This is a genomic window from Streptantibioticus ferralitis (assembly GCF_029223525.1).
In the GTDB taxonomy this organism is placed as follows: Bacteria; Actinomycetota; Actinomycetes; order Streptomycetales; family Streptomycetaceae; genus Streptantibioticus_A; species Streptantibioticus_A ferralitis.
In genome coordinates this window covers 66,930-90,447 of record NZ_JARHTQ010000010.1, presented here as the reverse complement: position 1 = coordinate 90,447, position 23,518 = coordinate 66,930, and the positions used below count along the sequence as shown (strand labels likewise).

Here is a 23,518-nt window from a genome sequence, read left to right as displayed (position 1 = left end):
CAAGAAAGGCTGTCATGCTGGACGGATTCACCGGCTGGCCGGAGGAGTTCGCGACCCGCTACCGCGAACGCGGCTACTGGCAGGGCCACACGCTCGGCTCGCTGCTGAGAGACCGGGCCCTGGCCCGGCCCGCCCACACCGCCGTCATCGACGGCGACCGTCGCTGGACCTACCGCGAGCTCGACGAGCGGGCCGACCGCCTGGCGGCCGGTCTCCACGGCCTGGGGATCGCCCCCGGGGACAGGGTGCTGGTGCACTTGCCGAACGTCGCCGAGTTCCTCGTCCTGTCCTTCGCGCTCTTCCGGCTCGGGGCGATCCCCGTGTTCGCCCTCCCCGCGCACCGGGAGACCGAGATCGCCCACCTGGCCCGGCTCTCCGAGGCCGTCGCCTATGTGATCCCCGACTCCCACCTCGGCTTCGACCACCGCCCCCTCGCCCGGATCGTGTGTGAGAAGACACCGACCTTGCGCCACGTGCTGGTGGCAGGCGACCCGGGGGAGTTCACCGCCCTGTCGTCGGTCGACGCCGATCCGCGGCCGCTGCCCGCACCCCGTCCCTCCGACGTCGCTCTCCTCCTTCTGTCGGGCGGCACCACCGGCGTCCCCAAACTGATCCCGAGGACACACGACGACTACGTCTACAACCTCACGGCCAGCGCCGAGGTGACCGGCCTCGATGCCACCACCCGCTACCTGGCTTCCCTCCCCGTAGCCCACAACTTCCCGCTGGCCTGCCCCGGTGTCCTCGGAACCTTGCACGTTGGCGGCACGGTCGTGCTCAGCCCGACCCCCAGCCCCGACGACGCCTTCCGCCTGATCGAGCGCGAACGGGTCACCGTCACCGCGCTCGTACCGCCGCTGGCCCTGCTCTGGCTGGAGGCCGCCGAGTGGGCGGAGGCGGACCTCAGCAGCTTGCGGCTACTCCAGGTCGGCGGGGCCAAGCTCAAGCCGGACACCGCCGCGCGGATCGGTCCGGCGCTGGGCTGCCGCCTGCAGCAGGTCTTCGGCATGGCCGAGGGACTGCTCAACTTCACCCGCCTCGACGACCCCGACGACCTGCTGCTGCACACCCAGGGCCGCCCGCTCGCCGCCGATGACGAGCTGCGGATCGTGGACATCGACGACCGCGAGGTGGCACCCGGCGAGGTCGGCGAGTTGCAGGTCCGCGGCCCGTACACGGTGCGCGGCTACTACCGGGCTGCCGACCACAACCGCACCGCGTTCACTCCCGACGGCTACTACCGCAGCGGCGACCTGGTGCGCCAACTGCCCAGCGGGCACCTCATGGTGGAGGGCCGGATCAAGGACGTCATCAACCGGGGCGGGGACAAAATCCCGGTCGAGGAGGTCGAGAACCACCTGCTCGGCCACCCGGCCGTACATGACGTCGCCATCGTCGGAATCCCGGACTTGACGCTGGGCGAACGCAGTTGCGCCTGTGTCATCGCCCGTGGCGTCCCGCCCACCCGCGCGCAGCTGAACGCCCACCTCACAGCCCTCGGCCTCGCCGCGTTCAAACTGCCGGACCGGGTCGAAGTGATGGAATCCTTCCCCCGCACGGGACTTGGCAAGGTCAACAAGCGGGCGCTCGCCGAACGCGTCGCAGGGAGCACGCGATGAACAAGGGTGGTCTGCGCAGCGTAATGGACCTGGTCGCGCTCGCCCCAGCCACGCGGGCCCGTCTCGGCCGGGCGGCACTGCTCGCAGTGGTCGGCGGCGTCGTGGCGGTGGTCGGCTACCTCTGCGTGGCCTTCGCGGTCGGCGAGCTGCTCTCCGGCCGCCGATCGGGCATCGCCGCCTGGACTACGGGCGCGCTGGTGGCGCTGGTGACCGCCTTCGCCGCCAGATGGCGGGCAGAGAACATCGCCCACGAGGCCTCCTACGCACTCGAAGTGGTGCTGCGCGGCAAACTCGCGGACACCCTGGCCAGGATGCCCTTGGGCGAAGTGCAGCGACTGGGCTCCGGCCCGATCAAGAAGATCGTGCAGGACGACGTCAAGTCGCTGCACAACGTGGTCGCCGACTCCCTGCCGTTCGCGGGCTCCGGCGTCGCTCAGCCGCTGGCCGCACTGATCGCGCTCGGCACGGTGCAGTGGCGACTGCTGCTTGCCGTGCTGCTGATCATCCCGATCGCGGTGGTCTGCCTGTCCCTGCTCTCCCGCGACTACACCCAGCAGCGCGAACGCTACAACCAGGCGAACGAGAGCGTCACCGCAGCCGTGGTCGAGTTCGTCCAGGGCATGCCGGTGGTGCGGACCTTCGACGACGGACGGGGCTCCTTCCGGCGGTTCTCCACCGCGGTGGGGGAGTTCACCGAAGCCGTCGCCGGATGGCTGGCCACCTCGCGGGCCTCCGGCCTGCTGACGAAGCTGTTCATCGTGCCGCTCCCCACGCTCTTGCTGGTCGCGGCCACCGCGGTGCCGATGCGCGCTGTCGGCTGGATCTCGGACACCGACCTGCTGCTCGGCCTGCTGATCGGCGCGATGCCGATCGAAGCCGTCGCACCGCTGATGCACCTGACCAACTACATCAACGATTCCAAGGCCGGGGCCGTCCGGATCACCGAACTGCTCGACGCGCCCGCCCTGCCGGAACCCGAGCACCCCCGCGACCCGAACGGCTCGGCCATCACCTTCACAGGCGTCCGCTTCAGCTATGCCCCCGACCGAGGCCGTCCGGCGCTCGACGGGATCGACCTCGACATCCCGGCGGGCACGGTGTGCGCGCTGGTCGGACCATCCGGCTCCGGTAAGTCCACGGTGGCCAGGCTCATCCCACGGTTCCACGACGTCGAGTCCGGCTCCGTGCGCATCGGCGGCGTCGATGTGCGGGAGATCCGCAGTGACGTCCTCCTCCGGCACATCGCCCTCGTGTTCCAGGAGCCGTTCCTGGTCACCGGCACCGTTGCCGAGAACATCCGGCTGGCCCGGCCTGACGCGACCGATGACGAGGTACACGCAGCGGCCGAAGCCGCCGCGGCCCACGACTTCATCACCGCCGAATTGCCCGAAGGCTACGACACCCAGGTCGGCGAGCGCGGCGCACTCCTGTCCGGCGGACAGCGCCAACGCATCACCATCGCCCGCGCGATCCTCTCCCAGGCGCCGATCGTCATCCTGGACGAGGCGACAGCCTTCGCCGACCCCGAGAACGAGGCCGCGATCCAACAAGCCATCGCCCGGCTCACCCAAGGCCGGACCGTCCTGATCATCGCCCACCGTCTCAACACCATCGTCGACGTGGACCAAATCGTGGTCCTCGACGGCGGCCGGGTCGCCGAACGCGGCCGACACGCCGAACTCGTCGCCGCTGGTGACCGTTACGCGCAGCTGTGGACCCGCCACGAACAGGCCGCCCGCTGGGGGCTGGCCACCTCTGACCTGGAGACCGCAACCTTGGAGACCGGCCGATGAGGCGGACCCTTCGCCTGATGCTCACCGCCGCAGGCCCCTACGCCCCGCAGTTCCGCGCCACGCTGCGGATCTCGGCGGCGGCCTCCCTATTCCAGGCCGCCGCCTACGCCACGTTCATCCCCCTGCTCGCCGCGCTGATCCACGAGCCGGTCCGCACCGGCCGGGCCTGGCTCTGGGTCGGCGTACTGGCCGCCCTGGTCTGCATCGAAGCGGCCCTGCGCGTCCGCGAGATGGCGTTCACCTACGACTACTGGCACCTCGTCACCCAGACCACCAGGCTCCGGCTCGGCGCCAAACTTCGGTCCATGCAGCAGCAGGAGCTAGCCCGCCGGGCGGCTGGCGACCTCACCTCTGTCGTCGGCAGCAACGCCACCACCGCGGCCGGCGCCATCTCCTCACTCTCCACGCTCTTCATCCAGCTCGTCGCCGTACCGACCGTGCTCGGGGTGGTCGTCCTGGCCGTCGACTGGCGGCTCGGACTGGTGCTGGCCGCAGCCACGCTGGCCGCTCTCCCACTGGTGCGCCAGGTGCAGCGCCGCTCCAACTCCGGCTTCCACGAGACGGACGAGGCCGACGCCGCCTTCTCCAGCCGCATCGTGGAGTACGTCCAAGGACTGCCCGTGCTCAAGGCAACTGGCCAGGCCGGTGCCGACTCCCCGCGCCTGACCCCCGTCCTGGCCCACCAGCACCAAGCCCAGGTCAAGGCCAACCGATCCGCCGCACTGCCCGTCGCGGGCGCCCAACTCATCGTCCAACTCGCCCTCGTGGCACTGGTCGCCATCGGCTCCGCGCTCGCCCTCGACATGCGGCTCTCCCCGGTGGTCCTGGTCGCCGTGGTCGTCACCGCCGCCCGTTTCGCCGAACCGCTCAGCATGGCAGCCGTGATGACCAAGCTGTTCGAGCTGTCCGAAGCGGCGCTGCGCAGGGTGGACGACGTCCTTGCGACCCAGCCCCTGCCCGTCGCCCCCGGAGGACAGCGGCCCAGCGCCTTCGACATCCGCTTCGACAACGTCACCTTCGCCTATGACGGCCAGAACCAGCCGACCCTGGACGGCATCGACCTCACCGTGTCCGAACGCAGCCTCACCGCCCTGGTCGGACCGTCCGGCTCCGGCAAGACCACCATCACCAAACTCATCAGCCGCTACGCCGACCCGCAGCACGGCACCATCCGCCTCGGCGGCACCGACCTGCGCACGCTGGAACCGGACGAGCTGCTGCGCCACATCGCCATCGTGTTCCAGGACGTCTACCTCTTCGACGACACCATCCGGGCCAACATCGCCATGGGCCGCCCGGACGCCACTGACGACGAGATCGAGGCCGCCGCCCGCGCGGCCAACGCCCACGACTTCGTCTCCCGTCTGCCTGAGGGCTACCGGACACGCGTCGGCGAGATCGGCTCCGCCCTCTCCGGAGGCGAACGCCAGCGGATCTCCATCGCCCGGGCCATTCTCAAGGACGCCCCCGTCATCCTGCTCGACGAACCGACCGCCGCCCTGGACACCGAGTCAGAAGTCTTGGTGCAGCAGGCCATCGACCGCCTGGTGGTAGGCAAGACCGTCGTCGTCATCGCCCACCGCCTCTCCACCGTTGTCGGCGCCGACCAGATCCTCGTCCTCGACGCCGGCCGCATCACCCAGCGCGGCACCCACACGGAACTTCTCGCCGACCGCGACGGGCGCTACGCCCGCATGTGGGCGGCGCAGTTGGCGGCGCGGCAGTGGCACGCGGGCCACTGCGGTGTGGCCCGTGCCGTATGCGAGTGAAACCGGCAACGGCGCAGTGACGTCCGCATCCAAGGTGAACTGCGGCGGCTCGGCCACCGGGTCGCCGCCGCCATCCGACGGATCTGCACCGTTCCGGGCCTGCCGCCCGCACCGCAGCGCGCCTCCCAGCAGACCTGGCGCACTTTCCTCCGCACGCAGGCTGCGCCTCCGCCCCTATGACCAGGCGACGCTGAAGCTCGTCCAGATGCGGCAACAACACCTGGAACTTGGCTGCCAAAGCGGCCTCAATCCCCTCCGAACTCCCCATACCACGACAACGATTCCCGGAGAAGGAAGCCACGACTTGATTCCCGGCAAGTCCCTACGAGGCGTCACGGAATCGCAGCTTGCGCCGCTACCACCAGTAACCAATACCAAATCGGCTGTTAAGTCGCCCTATTGATTACCCAGCGTGGGTAATCAATAGGGCGGCGTAGTCTCTCCCCCAACCCTACTGCTCAGTAAACCAAGGCTGTTGACAGAGCGTCATTGCGGTAGGGGCTGCGAGTGCTGTATTAATTCCCTACCTCAGGGCATAGACGTGCACGGCGCCACCCCGCATGGCATTCACCTGCTAAGGCGCCCATGGCATGCCCTGCATATCCCCCCGCACGAAAGAGTTGAGGTATGCGCTTCCCCCGAGTCTTCACACTGCGGAGAGCCTTAGCGACAGCCACGGCAGCCGCGGTCGCCACCGGGTACCGCCGAATACTGATCACGGGGCGAAACAGCATCAGCGAGGGCTGCTCATGAAACATGCACGGAGAAAACCCCGCAGTCGGATGCGGGCCCGCGTCGCCGGCACCACGGGAGCACTGGCCGTCGTCCTGACCGCCGGGATCGGATCAGCCACCGCTGCCGGGAAGAACGCTGCGGCACCCACGGCCAAGACGGTGCCCTTGGCCGAGGTGAACGACCCGGCCAAGGCGCACGCCCAAGCCGAGGCGAACGGCCCAGCCAAGGCGAACGCCCACCCCCAAGCGAACGCCCAAGGCAAGGCGAATGCCCAGGCCAAGCCGAACGCCCACCCCCAAGCGAACACCCAGGTCAAAGCGAACGACCCGGCCAAGCCGAACACCCCGGGTGAGCTGACGCTCCCCGCCCCGACCGGGTACTACCAGGTCGGAACCGTCGACCTCCACCTGGTCGATCCGCACCGCGCGGATCCGTGGCTGCCGGGCAGCCGACCGCGCGAGCTGATGGTTTCGATGTGGTATCCGGCCACGCACACCGCCCGTTATCCTGCCGCGCCCTGGATCCAGCCTGCCGCCGCCGCGCACCTCCTGGCCGCCATGCAGGTGCCGCCGAACACGGTGACCCTGCCCACCACCGCCGGGCACACCGGCGCCCCGGTTGATCCCAAGGCCGGCAAGTTGCCGGTAGTGCTGTACTCGCCCGGGCGGGGCTCGGACCGCGCGACGAGCACCGCGCTCGTCGAAGACCTGGCCAGCCGCGGCTACCTGGTCGTCACCATCGACGACACCCACGAGGACAGCGAAGTGCAGTTCCCAGGCGGGCGGGTGGAGACGAGTACCATGCCGCCAGGCACCCCCGCGACCCACGTGTTCGCGGTCCGGGTCGCCGACACCCGCTTCGTCATCGACCAGCTGGCCGCTATCGCCCACGGTCACAACCCGGACGTGGACCACGCGCGTCTCCCCCAAGGGCTGTCCCACGCGATAGACATGGACCGGATCGGGATGTTCGGCGCGTCCCTCGGCGGGGGAACGGTGCCAGCGGCCATGCAGGCGGACTCCAGGATCCGCGCCGGTGCGGACCTGGACGGACAATTCTTCGGACCGGAGATCACCCGGGACCTCAACCGCCCCTTCCTGCTGCTCAGTTCCCAGCACCACAACCGCAACGACGATGGAAGCTGGGCGACCTTCTGGAAGCACCTGCACGGCGAGCGGTACGACCTGCAGCTGCGCGGCGCCGAGCACCTCTCCTTCCTGGACTGGGAGGCTTTCTTCCACGAAGCGCCCGGCCCCTTCAAGCAAACTCCCGCCTCACTCGTCCAAACACTCGGCACGCTCGCCCCCGACCGCGCCATCGAGATCCAACGCGTCTACCTCGCAGCCTTCTTCGACAAGCAACTACGCCACCAGCACAGCCCCCTGCTCGACGGCCCCTCCCACCACTACCCGGAGGTCGCCTTCGTCCGCTGAACCGACCGGCCGCATGTGCGCGGCGCGCACACGGCCGGCAGGCTGGGGTACACGACGGAATCGCTGGAACCTGCGGACATGGCACGATGCCCGCCATGGTTTGACTTCTACGAGCCAACCTTGCGTGCCATGACGGCGGCCGCAGGATTCGCCGCGTGACCACGCCCCATCGAAAGGCCCGCAGTGCTGCTACCGTGATCGGGACAACTTGAAAAGCAGGGGGGCGTCATGCGGGGTTGGAACAGGAGTTGGCGGACGGCCGCGGTCGCTCTGCTTGCCGTATGCCTCATCGGGTGCGGTCCGGATCACGCTGCGCCGAAGTCGAGCGCTGGCAGCCCGGTGCCAACCGCGTCGGCGTCGGCCACACGGAGCGCCACGGCGCCTCCCTCGACGTCGGCATCGCCATCCTCCTCCTACTCGCCATCGGCGTCGGCATCGGCGGTGGCCGACACCAAGGTGCGCTCGGCGCTGGACTTCTGCTCTGCGGTCCCGCTCCCGTACCAACCGCGAGACGTCCTGACCATCGCCGGCATCGAGCCCACCGACGACCGCCTGGGCGCAACCCAGAACGACCTGGTCTGCCATAACCCGGACGGCGACCAGCCGTATTTCGACAACACGAAGGGGACGATCGGGCCGTATTACGTCTCCCCGCAGGCCGCCGTGACCCTGATCGACTCCACAGACGCCAGCCGGTCTCGGATGGTCCCCGCCACCGTCGACGAGCTGCGGGTGGTGCTGGACAAGTGCAAGCAGCACTACCCGGTCGCCCCGCCCTTCAGCTGCGGCCCGAACTTCTACCACGTCGACTACAACTCGGCAGGCCTGATCATCCGCATCACGCAGCTCTGGCAGTCCTGATCTCTCGGTACGGCGACGACCCAGGGCGAGGCCCTCGGCCGCGACCGACCAACGGTGTGGGTGCCGGAAAGTACATCCACGCTGGTCAGGCTGTATGTCGGTACTTGTGGAGGGTTCCGCTGCTCGCTTGCCGGGCGGGCTGCCCGCGCTGGCCGAGCGCTTGGACGCGATCCCCGGGATCGGCCCGACCAGCGCCCAGGTGATCGTGGCCGAGATCGGTGGGGACATGAGCATCTTCCCCACCGCGGCTCACTTGGTCTCCTGGGCCAAGCTGTGCCCGCGCCCCCTGCAGTCTGGCGGTAAGAACACCAGCGGCCCCAACAACGGTGGCAACCCATGGATGCGAGGCGCGCTCGGCGAGGCTGCGATGGCCGCCGCCAGGACCGACACCTTCCTCGGCGCCCGCTACCGACGCCTGGTCAAACGCGGCGGCCACAACAAGGCCCTGGTCGCTGTCGCCCGCTCGATCCTGGTCATCATCTGGTACCTCATCAACGACCCCGACGCTACCTACCAAGACCTCGGAGCGGACTGGCACCAGCGCCTGACCGTCCCCGTCCGCCGCACCCGCGACCTCGTTCGCCGGCTCGAAGCCCTCGGACATCAGGTCGCCCTCGCACCCAACGCCGCCTCAACCTGAACACTTCCGCTCACCCACCAGTCTTCCGGCTGGCGCCGGCAGACTGCTGCCACCTACTTCGAGATCGCAGTAGTCACGGGATGGTCAGAACCGCCTTGCCCGTGAACGTGCGCCCGGTGAACGCGGTGAGGGCGTCAGGCAGGGCGTTCCAGTCGTCGATGTAGCCGATCGAGGGATGGAGCCGGCCATCCCGGAGCAGGGCGACGAGACGCTCGAGATCCGTGCCGAAGGGGCCGCTGGCGTATGAGAGAAAGGACTGCAGGCGGGCGCCTTCGTGTCCGATGAAGTCGTAGATCGAGACTGTGCCGGGCTCGCCGCTGGTGGTGCCCAGCAAGACGATGGTGCCGCCGGGCTCTACCTTCGAGACTGCGGCGTTCAGCGCGGATCCGCCCACGGATTCGCTGATCAGGGAGTAGAGGCCGTCCGCGGCCGATATCTCGGGCACCACCTCGACCGCCCCCAGGGCACGGAGCGCGGCCTCATGCTCCTTTCGAGCGATCGCGGTGACGGCAGCGCCGTGGGCGGCAGCGAGTTCGGTCTGGAAACGTCCCACGGCGCCGCTCGCGGCGGCGATGAGCACGCGTCGGCCCAGGAGATCACCGCCGAGCCTCAGGGTCCGTATTGCGGTCACCCCGGCGATGGGCAGGGTCGCGGCGTCGGTGAACGTGACGGTTTCGGCCAGGACCGCGAGTTCGTCGACGTCGACGGCGACTTGTTCGGCCCATCCCCCTTCCTCGACTCTGGCGACGACCCTGGTTCCCACTGCGGGCCCGGTGCCGTCGGACGCCGCGACGACGACGGTGCCGGCGACGTCCTGCCCGGGACGCCACCCGGCGGGGCGTGCCTTGAGCAGGGAGAGTTCACCGCGGTTGACGGAGAAGGCGCGCACGTCGACGAGGACCTGGTTCGGCGCCGCCGACGGAGCCTCGGTCTGGGTGATGGCGATCCGGCTCGCGTCGCCGGGGGCATTGACGACCGACAGCATCAGTTGGGTTTCCTGTTCGTTCGATCCGCTGTTCCGTTCAAAACGCTAAGTGGGTTACCCTCCAAGAGAAAGAAGGCACCTGGAAGTGCCTAGGCCACCCGCCGGAACGTAGGGCGGAGTCGCTGGGCAGGAGGTCTCATGCCTACTCGCACGGCGGCGGAGCGTCGCGTCGAGAGCAAGACGGTCTATAACGCATTCCTGGCGACGTGCCCGACCCGCCAACTACTCGACGTGATCAGCGACAAATGGGTGACGCTGATCCTCGCGGCGCTGGCCGAGCGGCCTCAGCGCTACAGCGAACTGCGGCGGCTGATCGCGGGCGTAAGTCAGAAGATGCTGACCCAGACTCTGCGGTCGCTGGAGCGCTCGGGTCTGGTCTCCCGCACCGTGACCGCCAGTGTGCCGGTGCGTGTCGACTACGCCCTGACCCCGCTCGGCGCGAGCCTCATGCCGGTGGTGACTGCGGTCAAGGACTGGGCCGAGGAGCACATTGACCACGTCCGGGCCGCACAACAGGAGTTCGACACCGATCACCACTGATCTGGCTGGTCACCTGCACTGTCCCAGAGCCCCGATTGAGACGGTGGGTGGTGGGGCGTGTGTCCCAGCGATAGCGACTGGTTGCGCGTCGGATCAGCATGCGGAAGGTGGCGAGGTGGAGATAGAAGTCGACAGCCGCACTGATCCGCCGATGCTTCCAGCGAAACACGAGTTGAAAGGCGCTAGCCATATTCTCGACTTCGTGGGTGGTGTCATATTGGGCATTCAGCCTGCCCGGCACGATTGTGTGGAGAGCGTGGTTGTTTGGCCCCGGGCCAGGGGTTGCGTGGGCATGAGAGGCGCTGCGTCAGAGGCCGGTTCCAAGAGATGGAGATCGAGAACACGTGTCCGGCCCGGCAGGATCTCCATGGTGGTGGAGAGAACAGTGTGGTCCCTTTCCTCGTCTACCGACATCAGTTGGGGCTGGCTGTCGAGAGACGCGCCGACCAGTTGCGCGCCACGAGTGGCATAGAAGGATACCCAGGAGAAGTTGGAGCCGCGGATGTGCGGGTGCCCCGGGTCATCGCTGCGGTTGACGACGTAGTCCGGTAGCCCGCTGCGCGGTGCGGTATTGGTCAGTTGGATACGAACGGTGCTGGGGCGGCTGCCATTCTTACAGGTGCCCAACTGATATTCCAGCCGCCGGACCAGATAGTAGTCGAGCTTGCTGGCCGCTGCGTTGTTGATGACGAGTTCTGCGAAGGGCCGGGAGGTATCGGGAAGAACGCCGCCGAGAATGGTGTCGGCCAGGTGCTGTTCTTCCTCTGGGTGACTACTCCAGACGCGTAGATGACCGTTGCTCGCCGAGGTGGACAACGCTTTGAGTATTGCGAGGGGGTTCAGATGTTGGTGGGCCAATGCGTTGGCCACAGAATCCGCGACCTGTGTGAGAGCTTGCTTGCGGGTGGCGGCGTCCGGGTACTGGGTGTAGAGGTCGCGTTCGGTGTAGGCGACGGCGTTGGAGGCCGTGAGCAGGGGCCCAGCAGGCAGGGAGATCGGCCCGGTGGCGGCGAGCAGGTCGGCGAGCCCGACGGGATCGGTGGCGATGGCGCCGTCGAGTTGCTGGCCCGTTCGGTCCTGCCACAGGCGGGTCCAGATGCGTGCGGCGTATGGGTAGTGGGGTGACAGGTTCGAGTCTGCCAGGAGCTGTGTGCTTTGGGCCTCCCCGTAGCGGTGGTCGAAGTCGGGTCCGAGACTGATGACTGGTTTGGCTGCCTCCGGAATGGCATCGTCAGCGGTGAACTGCTGGAGCCCGATGTGCCCGTGGTCGGCGACGAGCATGGAGAAGGCTCCGACGAGGCCGCCGGTGCCGCGTGCCTCGGCGTTGGTTTGCAGAGCGAGGAAGTAGCGGCGGGGGCCGTCGGCTCCCAACATGGGTGGCAGCAAGCGGGCGGCGGTCGCCGACGTGCTCGTGGTGCGTTCCAGTTGGGTGGTTTGTTGTGTCAGTGCAACTCGGGCTCGATCGAGGCGAGCGATGCCCGTGTGCGTTGGGAGGGTGTCCAACTGGGAACTTACGGTGGCGAGATGCGATGCGGCGTCGGCGAGGGGGCCAGCCGCAGCGTGCACGGCGGCGATGTTCACCGTGTCGCTGGAGGCGAGCGGCGTGTTTGGGTGCAGAGCCTGGGCGGCGTCGGTGAGCAGGGGCAGGACAGTACGGGCGAGGGTGTCGGCGGCGGCGGCCACGCCCTGCGCGGTACGCACCGGTCGACCGGCGAATGGTATCCGCGCCGCCATGTTCCAGATGAAACCTGATGTGGAGCGCCGGGCGGATGCCGCCCGGCGCTGGATGAGGACGAGTTCCTTGGTGGCCTCCTGGATGTTGCCTGTGCTCAGGTCGGCGCGCAGTTGGCTGGCTGCAGTGCGCGCCGCGGTCAGGTCGGTTTGGGCCGCGCGTCCGGTCGTGATGAGCCAGCCGACGCAGGCAAGGCCGATCAGGCCGTTGATGACCAGCCCGGCCAGCAGCCAGCGCCTGCGCTGCCGGTTGGGGAGATCAGGCTGGCTCTTTCGCTCATCCGTCATCCGTTGGCTTCCTCAGTGCCGGTGGCTGCGTCGGCGTCGAAGGATCACGCTACCGCCACCTACCAGGACGGCAGCGGCGGCCGATCCGCCCACCGGCATGAGTGATCCGGTGTTTTGATAGTGGGTGTGTTGGGCGGCAGTGGGGCCGGCCACGACCTGGATATGGGCGGATTCCTCCAGCGGGATCCCAGTAGGACGCACGCCGCTCAGACTGATCGTGTGTGATCCGATGCTGGTGCTGATCGGGATGGTCACGGTTGTGGTGGCGACTCCGCTGGCGTTGGCGGTGACCCTGGCCAGGACCGTGGTGTCCAGCCTGACCGTGACTGGGGAACCTGGCCTGAAGCAGTTTCCCGAGACGGTGAGTTGCCCGCCGGCCGGTACGGTGGTCGCACTGACCTGTGCGACGCATGTGGGAGGCGGATAGGCGGCGGCCAGGACCGTGGGCTGAGGGTCGGCTGACTCGGCGAGTGCAGGAGTGGACAGGACGGCGCCTAGGGCGGCCCCGGTTGCGGCCGTGACGGACAGCCAGCGACGCCGCGTTGACCGCTTGGTGTCGGTCGTCGTGTCCCGATGGGTTGTGTTGTGCGCTGCGTCGCTGTGTAAGACCTGTTGGTCATTCATGGCTGGGTCCTTTCCGGTTCTTGCGGGAGGGGGTTTCGCCTTCGCCAGAGGAGATGGTCGAATCGGAGTGGTTGTTCATGGATTCGACTGCCTCGAGGGCAGGGTGTGGCGGACTCGTCGGCAGGCGTGGTGTGTTGGTGGCCGGGCGACCACTTGCCATGTCGGGCGACCTGAGATCCGGCGATGGGCGCCTGCGCGCCCACTGCTCTCCTCCGGCGGCTTCGGTGATGACAACGCCTGCGATATGGGCCCCGATCAACCGGAGCACCCGCAGGGCGCGTCGTGCTTCGCGACCACGCGTTGCGCCGGCTCGGACGACCAGCACGACCGCGTCGGCATGGCGGGCCAGGGCGGCGAAGTCCGCGCTGCCGAGTACAGGTGGTGCGTGCATGAGGACCACGTCGTTGTGTTTGGCGAGATGGTCCAGGACGCGTGGGAACGCGTCGCCGCGAAACAGTGCGGCGCTGTGCTGTGGGTCGGTCCGTTCGCCAGGGATGACAGTCAGCTGCGGCTTGCTGAGCAGGGCGGAAGGGGAGGGAACGATGGCCGCGTCCAGCCATTCCTGCAAGGTGTGTTCGTGAGGCTCTGGGAAGTGGTGAGTGAGTGCGGGATGGTGCAGTTGTCCCTCGACGAGAGTGACGTGTTCGTGTTGTTCGATGAGTCCGAGAGCGAGCAGAGCGGTCAGGGTTGCCTTGCCGTCGTCGTTGCGGACGCTGGTCACCAGCAGGCGTTGACATGATGAGTCGGGTGAAACCGCGGCGAGTGTGGCCACTGCGGTGCGGATGGAGTTGCCGACGTCGGTGCGGCGGTGGGCTTCGTGAACGCCACGGCGTGACAGCCATGGGGAGATCCTCGGAATCCCCGCGAGGACGAGGGTTCCGAGTTCGGACTCGATGTCGGCTGCTGAGTACAACCGGTCATCGCGGCTGCGGCGCAGGGAGACCAGGCCGAGGCCGGCGAACAGGCCGAGTGTCCCGCCAAGTGCCGCGTTCAGTAAAGGCTTTGGCTCCACGGGCTGTTGCGTCGGTGTCGCTTGGTCCAGCTGTTGTGCGCGCAAGTACGCGTTGGCGCCCAGTTGCCGGTGTCCGAGCTGTGCGTTGAGCACGTGGGCCATCGCGTTCGCGATGGTGGCTGCCCTGGAGGCGGTGTCGGCTGTGGCTTTCAGGGTGACGATCTGGACGTCCGGCTGTGCGTTCGCGGTGACGTGGCCGGCGACGAGGTTGGTCGTCAGGTGGGCCTCGAGTGCGGTGGCGCGGGCGACGGTGTCTGATTCGGCCAGGCGGACCACGGTGGGGATCAGGCTCTGTGCGAGGTTGGGTTCGGGATTCTGGTCGTGGTTCTGCGACCCGACGTTGTCGCTGGTGACGAGGACGGACGCGGTGGCTTGGTAGGTGGGTGGAGTCAAAGCGGTCACCACACTCGCACCGCCCACCCCTGCACACAGGGCCAGCAGCGGAACTCCCGCGCGGAAGCCGAGCTCGCGCAGCGTCATGGAGGGGCTGAGCAGTTTCACTCTGAGCCCCCTTCGACGCTTGCGTCCATGGCGGACGGCGTGGTGCGGGCGTGAGGCGAGGAAGAGGAGGGGAGGCCAGGGTCGGTGGCGGTGAGGTGCTGCCAGACGCCGATGAGTGTGTCGGCGATGCCACGCCAACTGAATTCCTCGCAGGCGCGGGAGCGGCCGCTGACCGTGAGGCGATGGGCAAGAGCGGGATCGTCGCGGATCTGCCTGAGGCAGTCGGCCAGCGCGCCGACGTCGCCAGTGGGGAAGACGAGCCCGCTCGGTCCGATGACGTGTGGGATGTCGCCGGTGTCACTGCCGACGACGGGGACGCCGCAGGCCATGGCCTCGACCAGGACTCGGCCGAACTGTTCCCGCAGCGGGATGCCGATCCACGGGACGACATTGCGCTGAACGATCTCCATCGACGGGAGTGCGACCGCGTGCATGCGGCTCAGCAACCAGGGAAGCTGCGTGTGGTCGACCCATCGCTTGAGCTGAACTTGGCCAGGACGGTTCGCCTCGGCCTTTTCCACCATGTCGCGCAGGCTTCCGTCACCGACGAGCAGTAGATTGCAGTCCAGAAGTTCCGTGGCACGCAGTAGATCGGCGATGCCTTTGTGGGGTTCGAGTCGGCCGACGAATCCCACGGTGAAGGGATGCGCTTTCGGCTCCGTGCTCGGGCGGAAGCGATCGGTGTCAACGCCGAGGGGCACGATGGTGGCCGGGCCGCGGTACCCCTTGGCCCGCAACACGTGCAGCGCGGACGGGGTGATCGGGAACGCGTGGCCGATCGCCCGGTAGGAACGCCGCTCCAGCACGGGAAACGGGAACGGGAAGCGCATGACGACGTTCTGGGCGGCGTACAGGGTGATGGGGACGCCCGGCCAGTAGCGGTTGCACATCCGGATCGCCTGCTGGGTGGACACGTAGGCGGCTTCACCGATGATGTGCACGACGTCGGGTCGCTCGGCGCGCACGCGCTTCGCGCTGCCTGGACGGAACATGACGGACGCCATGTGGCCGCTGTGATCCTCGCCGAGCAGGTGCGGGACGAGCTGGTACCGGAAGCGCTCCTGGCGTTTCGCCATGTCTGTGAACGCCTGGGCGGTAATGCGCGACACGTCTGCGGCGAACGCGGTGACCTCGATGGCTGGCTGGTCGGTGAGCGCGGTGAACAGGCTCATCCAGTGTTCGGTCCGCTTACCGACCGCGGTGATCAGGATGCGCATGACTGCTGTCCTTCGGGTAGGGGAATGCGAGCGGTGGCCGCGAGACGCAGCACGCGTGACCACGCTCGGACACGGGCGAGCGCGGTGGTGCGGTGTGCGGGCAGGCGGGCGAACGCGCAGCCGATCCCGATGACGGCGCGCAGCAGTACGATTGCCCGCACCAGGGGATAGCTGCGGCGGCGGTGGCGAGCGAAGAAGCGCAGCATGCTGCTGTACAGGTGCGGCCATACGCGGCTGGGGTCGTCGCTGGTGCTGGCTCCGCCGACATGAGTGGCTGTGACCGCCGGTACGTAGACTACGTGTGCTCCCTGGCGCCACGCCTGCAGACACAGCTCCTCGTCCTCGTAGAACATGAAGTAGCCCTCGTCGAGGCCACCGAGCTGTCGTAGCAGGGAGGTCCGGGCAGCGAGGCAGGCACCGGAGACCCAGTCGACGGCGGTCGGGTGGCCGGGCTCCAGGCAGGCGTCGTAGACACGTCGCCGCTGCCCGCCGCACAGCAGCCAACGCAGTTTGGTTGGCAGCAGGCTGCCCCCGAAGCGGCTCGCCAGCACACTGAACCAGGTCTCGAAGGGATGCGCGCTGATCGCGGTCCGGCCGTCCGGGCCCACGATGCGCGGCCCTGCAACGCCGACGTGCGGTTGGGCGCGTACCGTGCAGAGGAGGGCGTGAGCGGTGGCCGCAGGCAGCACGCAGTCGGGGTTCACCAGGATCACGACATCCGTTCGAACTCCCGCCAGGGCCTGGTTGACGGCGGCCGCGAAGCCGACATTCGCCGTGTTGATCCTGAGCGCCACCTCGGGGAAGTGAGCGGCTACCAGGTCAGCGGTGTTGTCGCACGAGGCGTTGTCGACGACTTGCACCGCTGCGTCCGCCTGCCGGAGTGCTGTCAGGCACGCGATGATGTGGGCACTGGAGTTGTAGGTGACGACGATGGCGGTGGCCTCCGGCCCGTTCATGGCGACTTCCCTTGACTGGTGCGAGGACCAGCCGACGATGCAGCACCACGGCCGGCCAGGAGGGCGAGGGCGGGAAGCAGACCAAGCTCCCAATGACCGTCCGCAGGTCCGGCGAACACTGCGGCGGCCACGAAACCACAGGTGAGCGCGACGAACGCCACGGCTTGGTCGTCGCATGCGGCCAAGCCGATCCTCACCGCCCGTAGCAGTGGCCGCAGGATCAGCAACAGGCCGACCAGTCCGGCGTTCGCCAGAATCATCACGTAGAAGACGTGGTAGACCGGTCCGACCGTGGTGACGGCGAAGTTCGGGAGATACACGCCGGGTGTGACCTGTCCGATCCCGGCGCCGAGGATCGGGTGGGTGCCGAAGACATGCAGGCCGATCGCTGCTTCGGGCAGCCGATATCCGGAAGACTGCCCGAATTCCTTTCCAACCAGTGACGCCCGCACCTGCAACGCCGGAACGGCGGCGACGGCCAGCGGCAGGAGGACGGCGCCGCAGGCCGCGGTCGTTACGACGGTGCGCCGAACCTGCCCGGTGCACCGAATGAGCATGATCAGCAGAGCGAGCCCCGCCGCCAGCCAGATCGCCCGGTAGGCGGCGAGCACTACATCCGCACCGGCCACCGCGGCCACCACGACCAGCCCGGCCCGCTGCCACCCTCGGGCCCGGCCAACAGCCACCAGCAGTGGCGGCAAGGCCAGTGCGGACAGCAGCCCACCGTGCCGGCCCGGTACCGTCAGCTCCGCCGCAGCCAACCCCGTCGCCCCGGCGAGATAGCACATCGCCGCCTTGGACAGCGCCCGCGAATCACCGAGGGTGCGGGTGGCCAGAAAGAAGTAAGAGGGAATGACGGCGAACTCATAGGCGGCCACCGCCACCCGGTCGGAAGGGTTGCCACGCGCGAGCCCGTACACGGCACCGATCAGCACGAACGCGGCCACGGCCAGCATGAGCCCATCGGCTGCGGTACGCGCCGAACGGTCATCCTCGCGCACCACGGCGCGCCGGAACAGCAACGCCAGACAGCCGGTGGCCAGGATGCCCGCGTGCACCGCGACGATGAGGCTGACATGGCCGTCGGCGAGCGCGCCGGAAGCGACTGTACCGCCCACAATGCCGACAGGGAGGACAACATGCGGCCACAACACGAAGACCACTAGGCATAGTTGCGCACCGACCGCGAGGATACCGAGAAGACCGGGCAGCAGTTCTGCGGCGGCGGCGGCAACGGCGCCGAGGCCGACCACGGCAATACCGGCGAGCGGCACACTGAGATACGGCTTCATCGCAGCCCGTCTTCCGCCAAGTCCGCGAGCAGCTTGCGCAGGGTCTCACCACGTACCGGCCAACTGTTGGCCACCGCCACAGCCCTGCGCGCCAATAGGCGGGAAGGGCACGGCTCATCGTGGAGGGCTTGGTCGATAGCGGTGGTGAACGTCTCAGCGTCGGCGGCGAGGTGGATCAGGCCGGCTTCCAAACCGGTCAGGGCCGGGAGAGGTGTGGCGACCACGGGTTTGCCCAGGGCCAGGTACTCGTACAGCTTCTTCGGCTGGACGTAGTCGATCAGTTCACCCACGCGGTAGGGCAGCAGGCACACGTCACAGCCGCGGAGGACCGACGGGACCTCCTCAAGGCGGATTTGATCGTGCAGATAGATGTTGGGGAACCCGGCAAGGGCGGTGCGAGCAGCCCGGGTGGATGCTCCCACCACCACGAACGTCCACTCCGGACGGCGCCGTGCCACCGCCGCGAGCAGTTCTCCGTCGAGTGCTCGGGTGTCCACCGCGCCCACATATCCGAGCCGCGGAGCAGGCAGCCGAGCCACCCAGTCGGCGACCGAGCCTTGGACGGTGAACAGGGCCGGATCGCAGCCGTTCGCCACGACCACGGGCGAGCGCCGAGTGCCGGGCAGCCGCTCGGGTAGCGCGGGGGAGGAGGCGACTACCAGGTCGGCCACCCGCAAGGCGGCCCGGGCGGCGCGCTGTAGGTGCCGCCGGTTCCAGGGCCGGGTGAACGTCCAGTCGAGATCGGCCACGTCGTACACCACAGCGCTTTCACCGAGCCTGCCGACCGCCCGGACCGCGAGATCCTCGTCGATCCACAGCACCCGGTCCGCAGGGCGCTGGTCCAACCAGCGGCGGATGATTCCGCTGGCTACCCGGCGGTTGACACGGTTGGCAAGCGGCAGCTGGCGACCGAACGGCAGCACGCTCGGCGAGGTGGCCTGCCACACGGAAGGCGCGACGGGCCGCGCCATGAACCGCCAACGGGGACGTCGTCGTGGCGGATCGACGAACAACACCCGTCGATCCGAGGCGAGTTCACGGGCGAGCGCGTGCTGGCGCTGGCAACCGACGGACCAATTCACGCCACTGAACATGATGACCCAGTCACGCTGATCACCGTCGGGGAGCGGACCGACATCGCCACGCAGCGCTGCACCCAGCTCCCGCAGGGCGAGGTGGCCGCGTACACGCAACAGCCGCCGTGCCACACGATCACAGAAGGAGACCCCCCGGAACACCGCCACGCGCCACCTCGGCTGGGTGAGCTGGAGGTAGCGGACCAGTCCGCCGAGGTGATGACGGGACCTGGCGGCCGGACCCAGCAGGCGGGTGGACGCCCCCAGAGTGTGCGTTACCGCGGCATCGGGCGTCATCCACAGATGGTGGCCGCGTAGGGCCAGTTCGCGGGCCATCAGGACGTCGTTGAAGTAGATCGGCAGCCGTTCGTCGAGGACTTGGTGCGCGTTGAGAACGCCGCGTCGCAGCAGCAGACAACTCGCTGAGGGCTGCTCCACCTGGCGGGGCGCGGTGAAGTCCTCCTCCGCCATGAGGTACCTGCGCATCGCTCGGCGAAAGCCAGGCATTTTCCGCAGGCCAGTTGCGAGTGCCAGCGCACTGGTGAAGGTCGGCAGCCGCATGTAGTGCTGCTGGATCGTCCCATCGGGATTGAGGTACAGCGGGGCGACGCCGGCGGCCTCCGGCCGGTCGCGCAGAAACCGGACGAGTACCGCAAGCGCCCCCGGCCGCATCCGCACGTCACTGTTGAGTAGCAAGACCAGCTCACCGCGTGCGCGTGCGTTCGCCTGGTTGACCGCGGCCGCGAACCCGCGGTTCTCGGCGTTGCGGATGAGCAGCACATCGTCGCGAGCGGCCAGCATCTCGGCGGAGCCGTCCAACGACCCGTTGTCGACGACGATCACCTCGTACCGCACGACATCGGTCGTGGCACGCAGTGAGTCCAGGCAGTGCTGTGTCTCGGTACGGGTGTTCCAGCTGACCACCAGTACGGATACCTCGACGCGCATCATGACCACCGCCTTTGCACGGGGCGTCGGGCCAGAACACGCAGGTAGTCGCCAAGGTGTGGATGAGTGGTACAGAACGATCCGTATGCGGCCCAGTCGGCGACCAGCGCGGAAGTGGCAGCGGGGTGGAACCAATGACGGGGCCTCATGTAGTGGCGAGGCAGCACCGTCTCGCTGGTCTGGACATGGAAGCCGCACCTGGTAAGCAGCGCCTGCAGCGTCCGCGGGTCGAAGTGCCAGCGGTGGTACTCCGGTTGCAGACATGACCAGGAGCGCCCCTGCCGTTGGGCGGCGGCCGATGCGATGTTCGGCACTTCGATGGCCAGCCACCCGCCGGGGGCCAACGCCGCCCTGGCCGTGACCAGGAACTCGCGTGGGTCGTCGACATGTTCAAGCACGTGGAAGGCGCAGACCGCCTCCACATGGTCGTCCAGCGGCGCGGTCTCGAACGTGCCGTGCCAAACCGTCAGTCCGAGATGGTCCTTGGCGAAGCGCGCGCAGGTTTCGGAAGTCTCGACCCCTCTTACCACGATGCCCGCCTCGCGAGCGGCCTCAAGGAAGAATCCGCCCGCCGCGCCCGCCTCCACCAGCGTCGCCGGCGTGGTGGCCGCGAGGAGCCAGCGCAGTCTGCGACGGGCCTCGTAACGCCACTGCGCGGTGTGGCGGAAATAGTCGCGGTAGCCGCCGGACTCGAAGTATTCGGCGGTGTACAGATGCGTGGAAGTCTCCTGGCTGTTTGCGGCATCCGCTGTCCAGGTGAAGCCGCAGTCGCGGCACCGGCGCAGCCAGCCACCCAACACCGACCGGGCGTGCGGCGCCTCGCCACAGACCAGGCATGCCTCTCCTGGCGCTTGCCTGTTCACCGGTTCCTCCGATCCGGTTGGCCGGCCGTGCTGCGAATGGGCACCAACCCGCACACCAGGGTCCGTAGCCGTGCCCAGTCGGTGCGGTCGAAGAATCCCAGTGCCGCCAATGTCCCGATCACGATCACCACGGCCATGCCGCTGCGGCTCGCCACGGCGATCGCGGCATCGACCCGCCCGGAGCCGTCTGGAAGGTGCTTGGCGGTCATCCAGGTGAGTGCACCGGCGATGAGGCTGGCAGCCGCCGGGGGCATTACGATCCGCCCCAGTGGCGCGATCGGCCGCCGGGAACTGCGATGGAAGTGCACGAAGAAGTAGCCGGTGGCGGCAGACGCTGCCAGCGTGGTGGATAGCGGCACCCCCGCCGGACCGCAGAGCCTCAGCAGGGGAATCGTAAGGAGGACGTTCAGGCAGGCGGCGACCAGCGCATACCGCGTCTCCCTGCCTGGCCGACCCTCCGATCGGGTCACGATCGCCGCCGCACCACTGGTGAGGTTGACCGCACAGCCAAGCGTCAGAACGGCGATGGTGGTGGCGGCCAGCGGCACGCGGTGGCCGAGCCACAATCGCACGAGCGGATCGGCCGACGCCACCAGCGCCGCTGTAGTCGCTGCGGCATAGACGGACAGGTATCGGGTCATCTGCAGGTAGAGCCCATCCAACCGGTCCTTGGAGTCACCGCAGGCGGTCGTGACCGCCGCCGGGAACAAGGTGGTCAGCACCGCCTCCGCAGGTAGGCGCACCACATTCACTAGGCGACTTCCCAGATCAAAGCCGGATACCGTGACGGGAGAGGTGAACCCCGCGAGCACCAGCCGGTCCGTCTCGCTGTTGATCGCGGCCGCCGCGTTGGATACCTGGACCCGCGTTCCGTATCCCATGACAGCTGACACGTCCTCACGCTTGATGCTCAGCAGGCTGGGAGTGAGCGCAGGAGCACAGCGGCGGGCGGCAAGCGCCAGCAACAGCGCTCGCGCCGCACTGATGGCTGCCGAAGAGGCGCCCAGTGCCACCAGCCCGCCGCCACGGGCGACCACGATCACCGCTAAGCCCGCACCGCACACCGACGCACCGCCACTGACCCGGGCGACCGCGGCGTACTGCTGATTGCCTTCCAAGACCGCTTGCCACGGCATGGCGAGGTTGTCCAGGACGAAGCCCGCCTGCAGGAACAACGCGGCGCTCCGAGCCCGAGCGGCCAGCTCTCCCAGGTGGAACCCGCGGGTCAGCCAGGGCCAGCACACGACTGTCGCGGCAACCAGCAGCACCCCGAATCCAACGGCCCACACCACGCCAAGCCCTAACACGGCACGGGCTCGGCGCCCCGACCCCCCACCGAGGGACCTCGCCACCTCGCGGACCTGTGACGAACCGAGTCCCATGTCCATGAGCGCGACAATGGCCATGGCTCCGGTGAGCACCGCCCACACACCGAACTGGCGCGCCCCAAGACGCTCGTACAGCACAGGCAGTGCCAGCATGCTGGCCGCACCGGTGACGATCCGCGCCGTGCACAGGCTGATGCCATTACGGGCCACCCGGGCAACGGTTCCTTCCGTCGATCTAGCCACGAGGAAATCCCCGCACCAGATCGCGGAGCGTCAGCATCAAAAGGTGAAAATCCAGGTGCAGCGAACGGCAGTTCACATACAGCAGGTCGCAGCGGATCTTTTTCTGCACGGTCGACCGGTAGCCATCGGTCAGCTGCGCGATGCCCGTTAATCCCGGCCGAATGAGATGACGCAGGTCGTAGTAGGGAAGACGGCGGAACTCCCGGACAAACTCGGGCCGTTCCGGGCGCGGCCCAACCAGGCTCATATCGCCGCGAAGGACGTTCCACAGTTGCGGTAACTCATCCAGCCGGGTCCGACGGAGCAGATGCCCAACTGGCGTCACCCGCGGGTCGTTCGCCTCGGCCAGAACTGGGCCGCTATCTCGCTCCGCGTCGGGGCGCATCGTGCGGAACTTGACCAGGCGAATGATGCGACCGCCTTCGCCTACCCGGTTCTGGAAGTAGAAGGGATGGCCGTCCCAACACAGGACCAGGCAGATGAGCAGCATCAGAGGAAGCACGAACGGTGTGCTCAACACGATCAGCAGGAGTTCGGTGACCCGCATCGCCCGAGCTCCGACGCGGTCATGTGTTGGCACACGCAGCCGCAACCAAGGAAGCCCACCGAGCCGGCGCAGTCGCACCGAACCGAGCAACCCGTAAGCGGGCCGCGCCAGCACATACACCTCGGCCCGGTGGACCAAGGACAGGTTCAACAGCCTGGTGTCCAGATATTCCAGGGACGACTTGACCAGTAGCAGCCTAGGCCGGTGAGCCGTCAGCACTGCATCCAGCTGGGCAAGGTCCACTGGAACCGGAAGACGCGCGACGACGGTCAGTTCATCGTCGAGGCAGTCGTCGTCGGCCTCCCGCCATATACCGCCTTCGAGGACGACAGCGCACGACGATCTGTTCCCGGACACAGGATTTGCGTCGGTGGTTCTCCGGCTATCCCCGGGAACGGCATCCCCGCGGGTGCTCCTTGACCCGCTGGCACCCTTGGAAGGCCTCCGTCGTCGGGATTCGACCTCCATGCCCCCATGTCCCATGCCTCGCGCTATGGGCTGTTGACACGGGGCCGCT

At 68.1% G+C, this 23,518-nt stretch carries 18 protein-coding genes and 3 pseudogenes; 8 read left to right on the top strand and 13 right to left on the bottom strand.

What is annotated here, in order from left to right:
• Window positions 1–14: 14 nt before the first annotated feature.
• From P2L57_RS17570 to P2L57_RS40225, 4 genes and pseudogenes are all read left to right on the top strand, one after another.
• On the top strand, window positions 15–1,619 hold the full coding sequence (locus P2L57_RS17570; protein ID WP_275815470.1) for a (2,3-dihydroxybenzoyl)adenylate synthase: 1,605 nt from the start codon (window positions 15–17) through the stop codon (window positions 1,617–1,619).
• The gene (locus P2L57_RS17565; RefSeq protein ID WP_275815468.1) at window positions 1,616–3,412 is read left to right on the top strand and encodes an ABC transporter ATP-binding protein; all 1,797 of its coding nucleotides are present in this window, start codon (window positions 1,616–1,618) and stop codon (window positions 3,410–3,412) included. The genes P2L57_RS17570 and P2L57_RS17565 overlap by 4 nt, the downstream gene beginning before the upstream one ends.
• Window positions 3,409–5,181 (top strand): ABC transporter ATP-binding protein, encoded by a 1,773-nt coding sequence (locus P2L57_RS17560; protein WP_275815467.1) that lies wholly within the window; start codon window positions 3,409–3,411, stop codon window positions 5,179–5,181. Before P2L57_RS17565 ends, P2L57_RS17560 begins: the two co-directional genes overlap by 4 nt.
• Before the next feature lie 21 nt (window positions 5,182–5,202).
• Window positions 5,203–5,343: pseudogene (locus P2L57_RS40225) on the top strand (integrase); the annotation flags it as partial.
• Here the strand turns inward: P2L57_RS40225 and P2L57_RS40755 are convergent.
• Window positions 5,279–5,449: pseudogene (locus tag P2L57_RS40755) on the bottom strand (ISAzo13 family transposase); the annotation flags it as partial. The pseudogenes P2L57_RS40225 and P2L57_RS40755 sit on opposite strands and share 65 nt — an antisense overlap.
• 514 nt (window positions 5,450–5,963) lie before the next feature.
• On the opposite strand from P2L57_RS40755, the gene P2L57_RS17555 reads away from it, so the two are divergent.
• The 3 genes from P2L57_RS17555 (at window position 5,964) to P2L57_RS17545 (ending at window position 8,850) form a co-directional block, all read left to right on the top strand.
• Window positions 5,964–7,349, top strand: a complete 1,386-nt coding sequence (locus P2L57_RS17555) for an alpha/beta hydrolase (RefSeq protein WP_275815465.1) — start codon at window positions 5,964–5,966, stop codon at window positions 7,347–7,349.
• A 441-nt stretch (window positions 7,350–7,790) separates the two neighbouring features.
• Window positions 7,791–8,210 carry a hypothetical protein gene (locus P2L57_RS17550; protein WP_275815463.1) on the top strand — a complete coding sequence of 140 codons (420 nt, stop codon included), beginning with the start codon at window positions 7,791–7,793 and terminating at the stop codon, window positions 8,208–8,210.
• Window positions 8,211–8,304: 94 nt separating this feature from the next.
• Window positions 8,305–8,850: a transposase gene (locus P2L57_RS17545; RefSeq protein WP_275815461.1), complete on the top strand. Its 546-nt coding sequence runs from the start codon at window positions 8,305–8,307 to the stop codon at window positions 8,848–8,850.
• A 73-nt stretch (window positions 8,851–8,923) separates the two neighbouring features.
• Here the strand turns inward: P2L57_RS17545 and P2L57_RS17540 are convergent, their stop codons facing one another.
• Window positions 8,924–9,835: a zinc-binding dehydrogenase gene (locus P2L57_RS17540; RefSeq protein ID WP_275815459.1), complete on the bottom strand. Its 912-nt coding sequence runs from the start codon at window positions 9,833–9,835 to the stop codon at window positions 8,924–8,926.
• A gap of 138 nt (window positions 9,836–9,973) precedes the next feature.
• On the opposite strand from P2L57_RS17540, the gene P2L57_RS17535 reads away from it, so the two are divergent.
• Window positions 9,974–10,375 (top strand): winged helix-turn-helix transcriptional regulator, encoded by a 402-nt coding sequence (locus P2L57_RS17535; protein WP_275815457.1) that lies wholly within the window; start codon window positions 9,974–9,976, stop codon window positions 10,373–10,375.
• 37 nt (window positions 10,376–10,412) lie between these two features.
• Here the strand turns inward: P2L57_RS17535 and P2L57_RS17530 are convergent.
• The 11 genes and pseudogenes from P2L57_RS17530 to P2L57_RS40215 all read right to left on the bottom strand — a co-directional run.
• Window positions 10,413–10,517 (bottom strand): annotated as a pseudogene (locus tag P2L57_RS17530) (IS5/IS1182 family transposase); the annotation flags it as partial.
• 83 nt (window positions 10,518–10,600) lie between these two features.
• Window positions 10,601–12,394: a DUF4012 domain-containing protein gene (locus P2L57_RS17525; protein ID WP_275815455.1), complete on the bottom strand. Its 1,794-nt coding sequence runs from the start codon at window positions 12,392–12,394 to the stop codon at window positions 10,601–10,603.
• 12 nt (window positions 12,395–12,406) lie between these two features.
• Window positions 12,407–13,018, bottom strand: coding sequence for a hypothetical protein (locus P2L57_RS17520; protein ID WP_275815452.1), 612 nt, complete (start codon window positions 13,016–13,018; stop codon window positions 12,407–12,409).
• Window positions 13,011–14,306 carry a tyrosine-protein kinase domain-containing protein gene (locus tag P2L57_RS17515; protein ID WP_275815450.1) on the bottom strand — a complete coding sequence of 432 codons (1,296 nt, stop codon included), beginning with the start codon at window positions 14,304–14,306 and terminating at the stop codon, window positions 13,011–13,013. Before P2L57_RS17515 ends, P2L57_RS17520 begins: the two co-directional genes overlap by 8 nt.
• A 221-nt stretch (window positions 14,307–14,527) precedes the next feature.
• Window positions 14,528–15,748: a glycosyltransferase gene (locus tag P2L57_RS17510; RefSeq protein ID WP_275815448.1), complete on the bottom strand. Its 1,221-nt coding sequence runs from the start codon at window positions 15,746–15,748 to the stop codon at window positions 14,528–14,530.
• Window positions 15,736–16,704 (bottom strand): glycosyltransferase family 2 protein, encoded by a 969-nt coding sequence (locus tag P2L57_RS17505; RefSeq protein WP_275815446.1) that lies wholly within the window; start codon window positions 16,702–16,704, stop codon window positions 15,736–15,738. Before P2L57_RS17505 ends, P2L57_RS17510 begins: the two co-directional genes overlap by 13 nt.
• Window positions 16,701–17,996, bottom strand: coding sequence for an O-antigen ligase family protein (locus P2L57_RS17500; RefSeq protein WP_275815444.1), 1,296 nt, complete (start codon window positions 17,994–17,996; stop codon window positions 16,701–16,703). The genes P2L57_RS17505 and P2L57_RS17500 overlap by 4 nt, the downstream gene beginning before the upstream one ends.
• Window positions 17,993–20,023, bottom strand: a complete 2,031-nt coding sequence (locus tag P2L57_RS17495) for a glycosyltransferase (protein WP_275815442.1) — start codon at window positions 20,021–20,023, stop codon at window positions 17,993–17,995. The genes P2L57_RS17500 and P2L57_RS17495 overlap by 4 nt, the downstream gene beginning before the upstream one ends.
• Entirely contained in the window at window positions 20,020–20,883 is an 864-nt protein-coding gene (locus P2L57_RS17490; RefSeq protein WP_275815440.1) for a class I SAM-dependent methyltransferase, read from the bottom strand. Before P2L57_RS17490 ends, P2L57_RS17495 begins: the two co-directional genes overlap by 4 nt.
• Window positions 20,880–22,421: an oligosaccharide flippase family protein gene (locus P2L57_RS40220; RefSeq protein WP_275815759.1), complete on the bottom strand. Its 1,542-nt coding sequence runs from the start codon at window positions 22,419–22,421 to the stop codon at window positions 20,880–20,882. The genes P2L57_RS17490 and P2L57_RS40220 overlap by 4 nt, the downstream gene beginning before the upstream one ends.
• A 25-nt stretch (window positions 22,422–22,446) precedes the next feature.
• Window positions 22,447–23,358, bottom strand: a complete 912-nt coding sequence (locus P2L57_RS40215) for a sugar transferase (RefSeq protein ID WP_275815438.1) — start codon at window positions 23,356–23,358, stop codon at window positions 22,447–22,449.
• Window positions 23,359–23,518 lie beyond the last annotated feature (160 nt).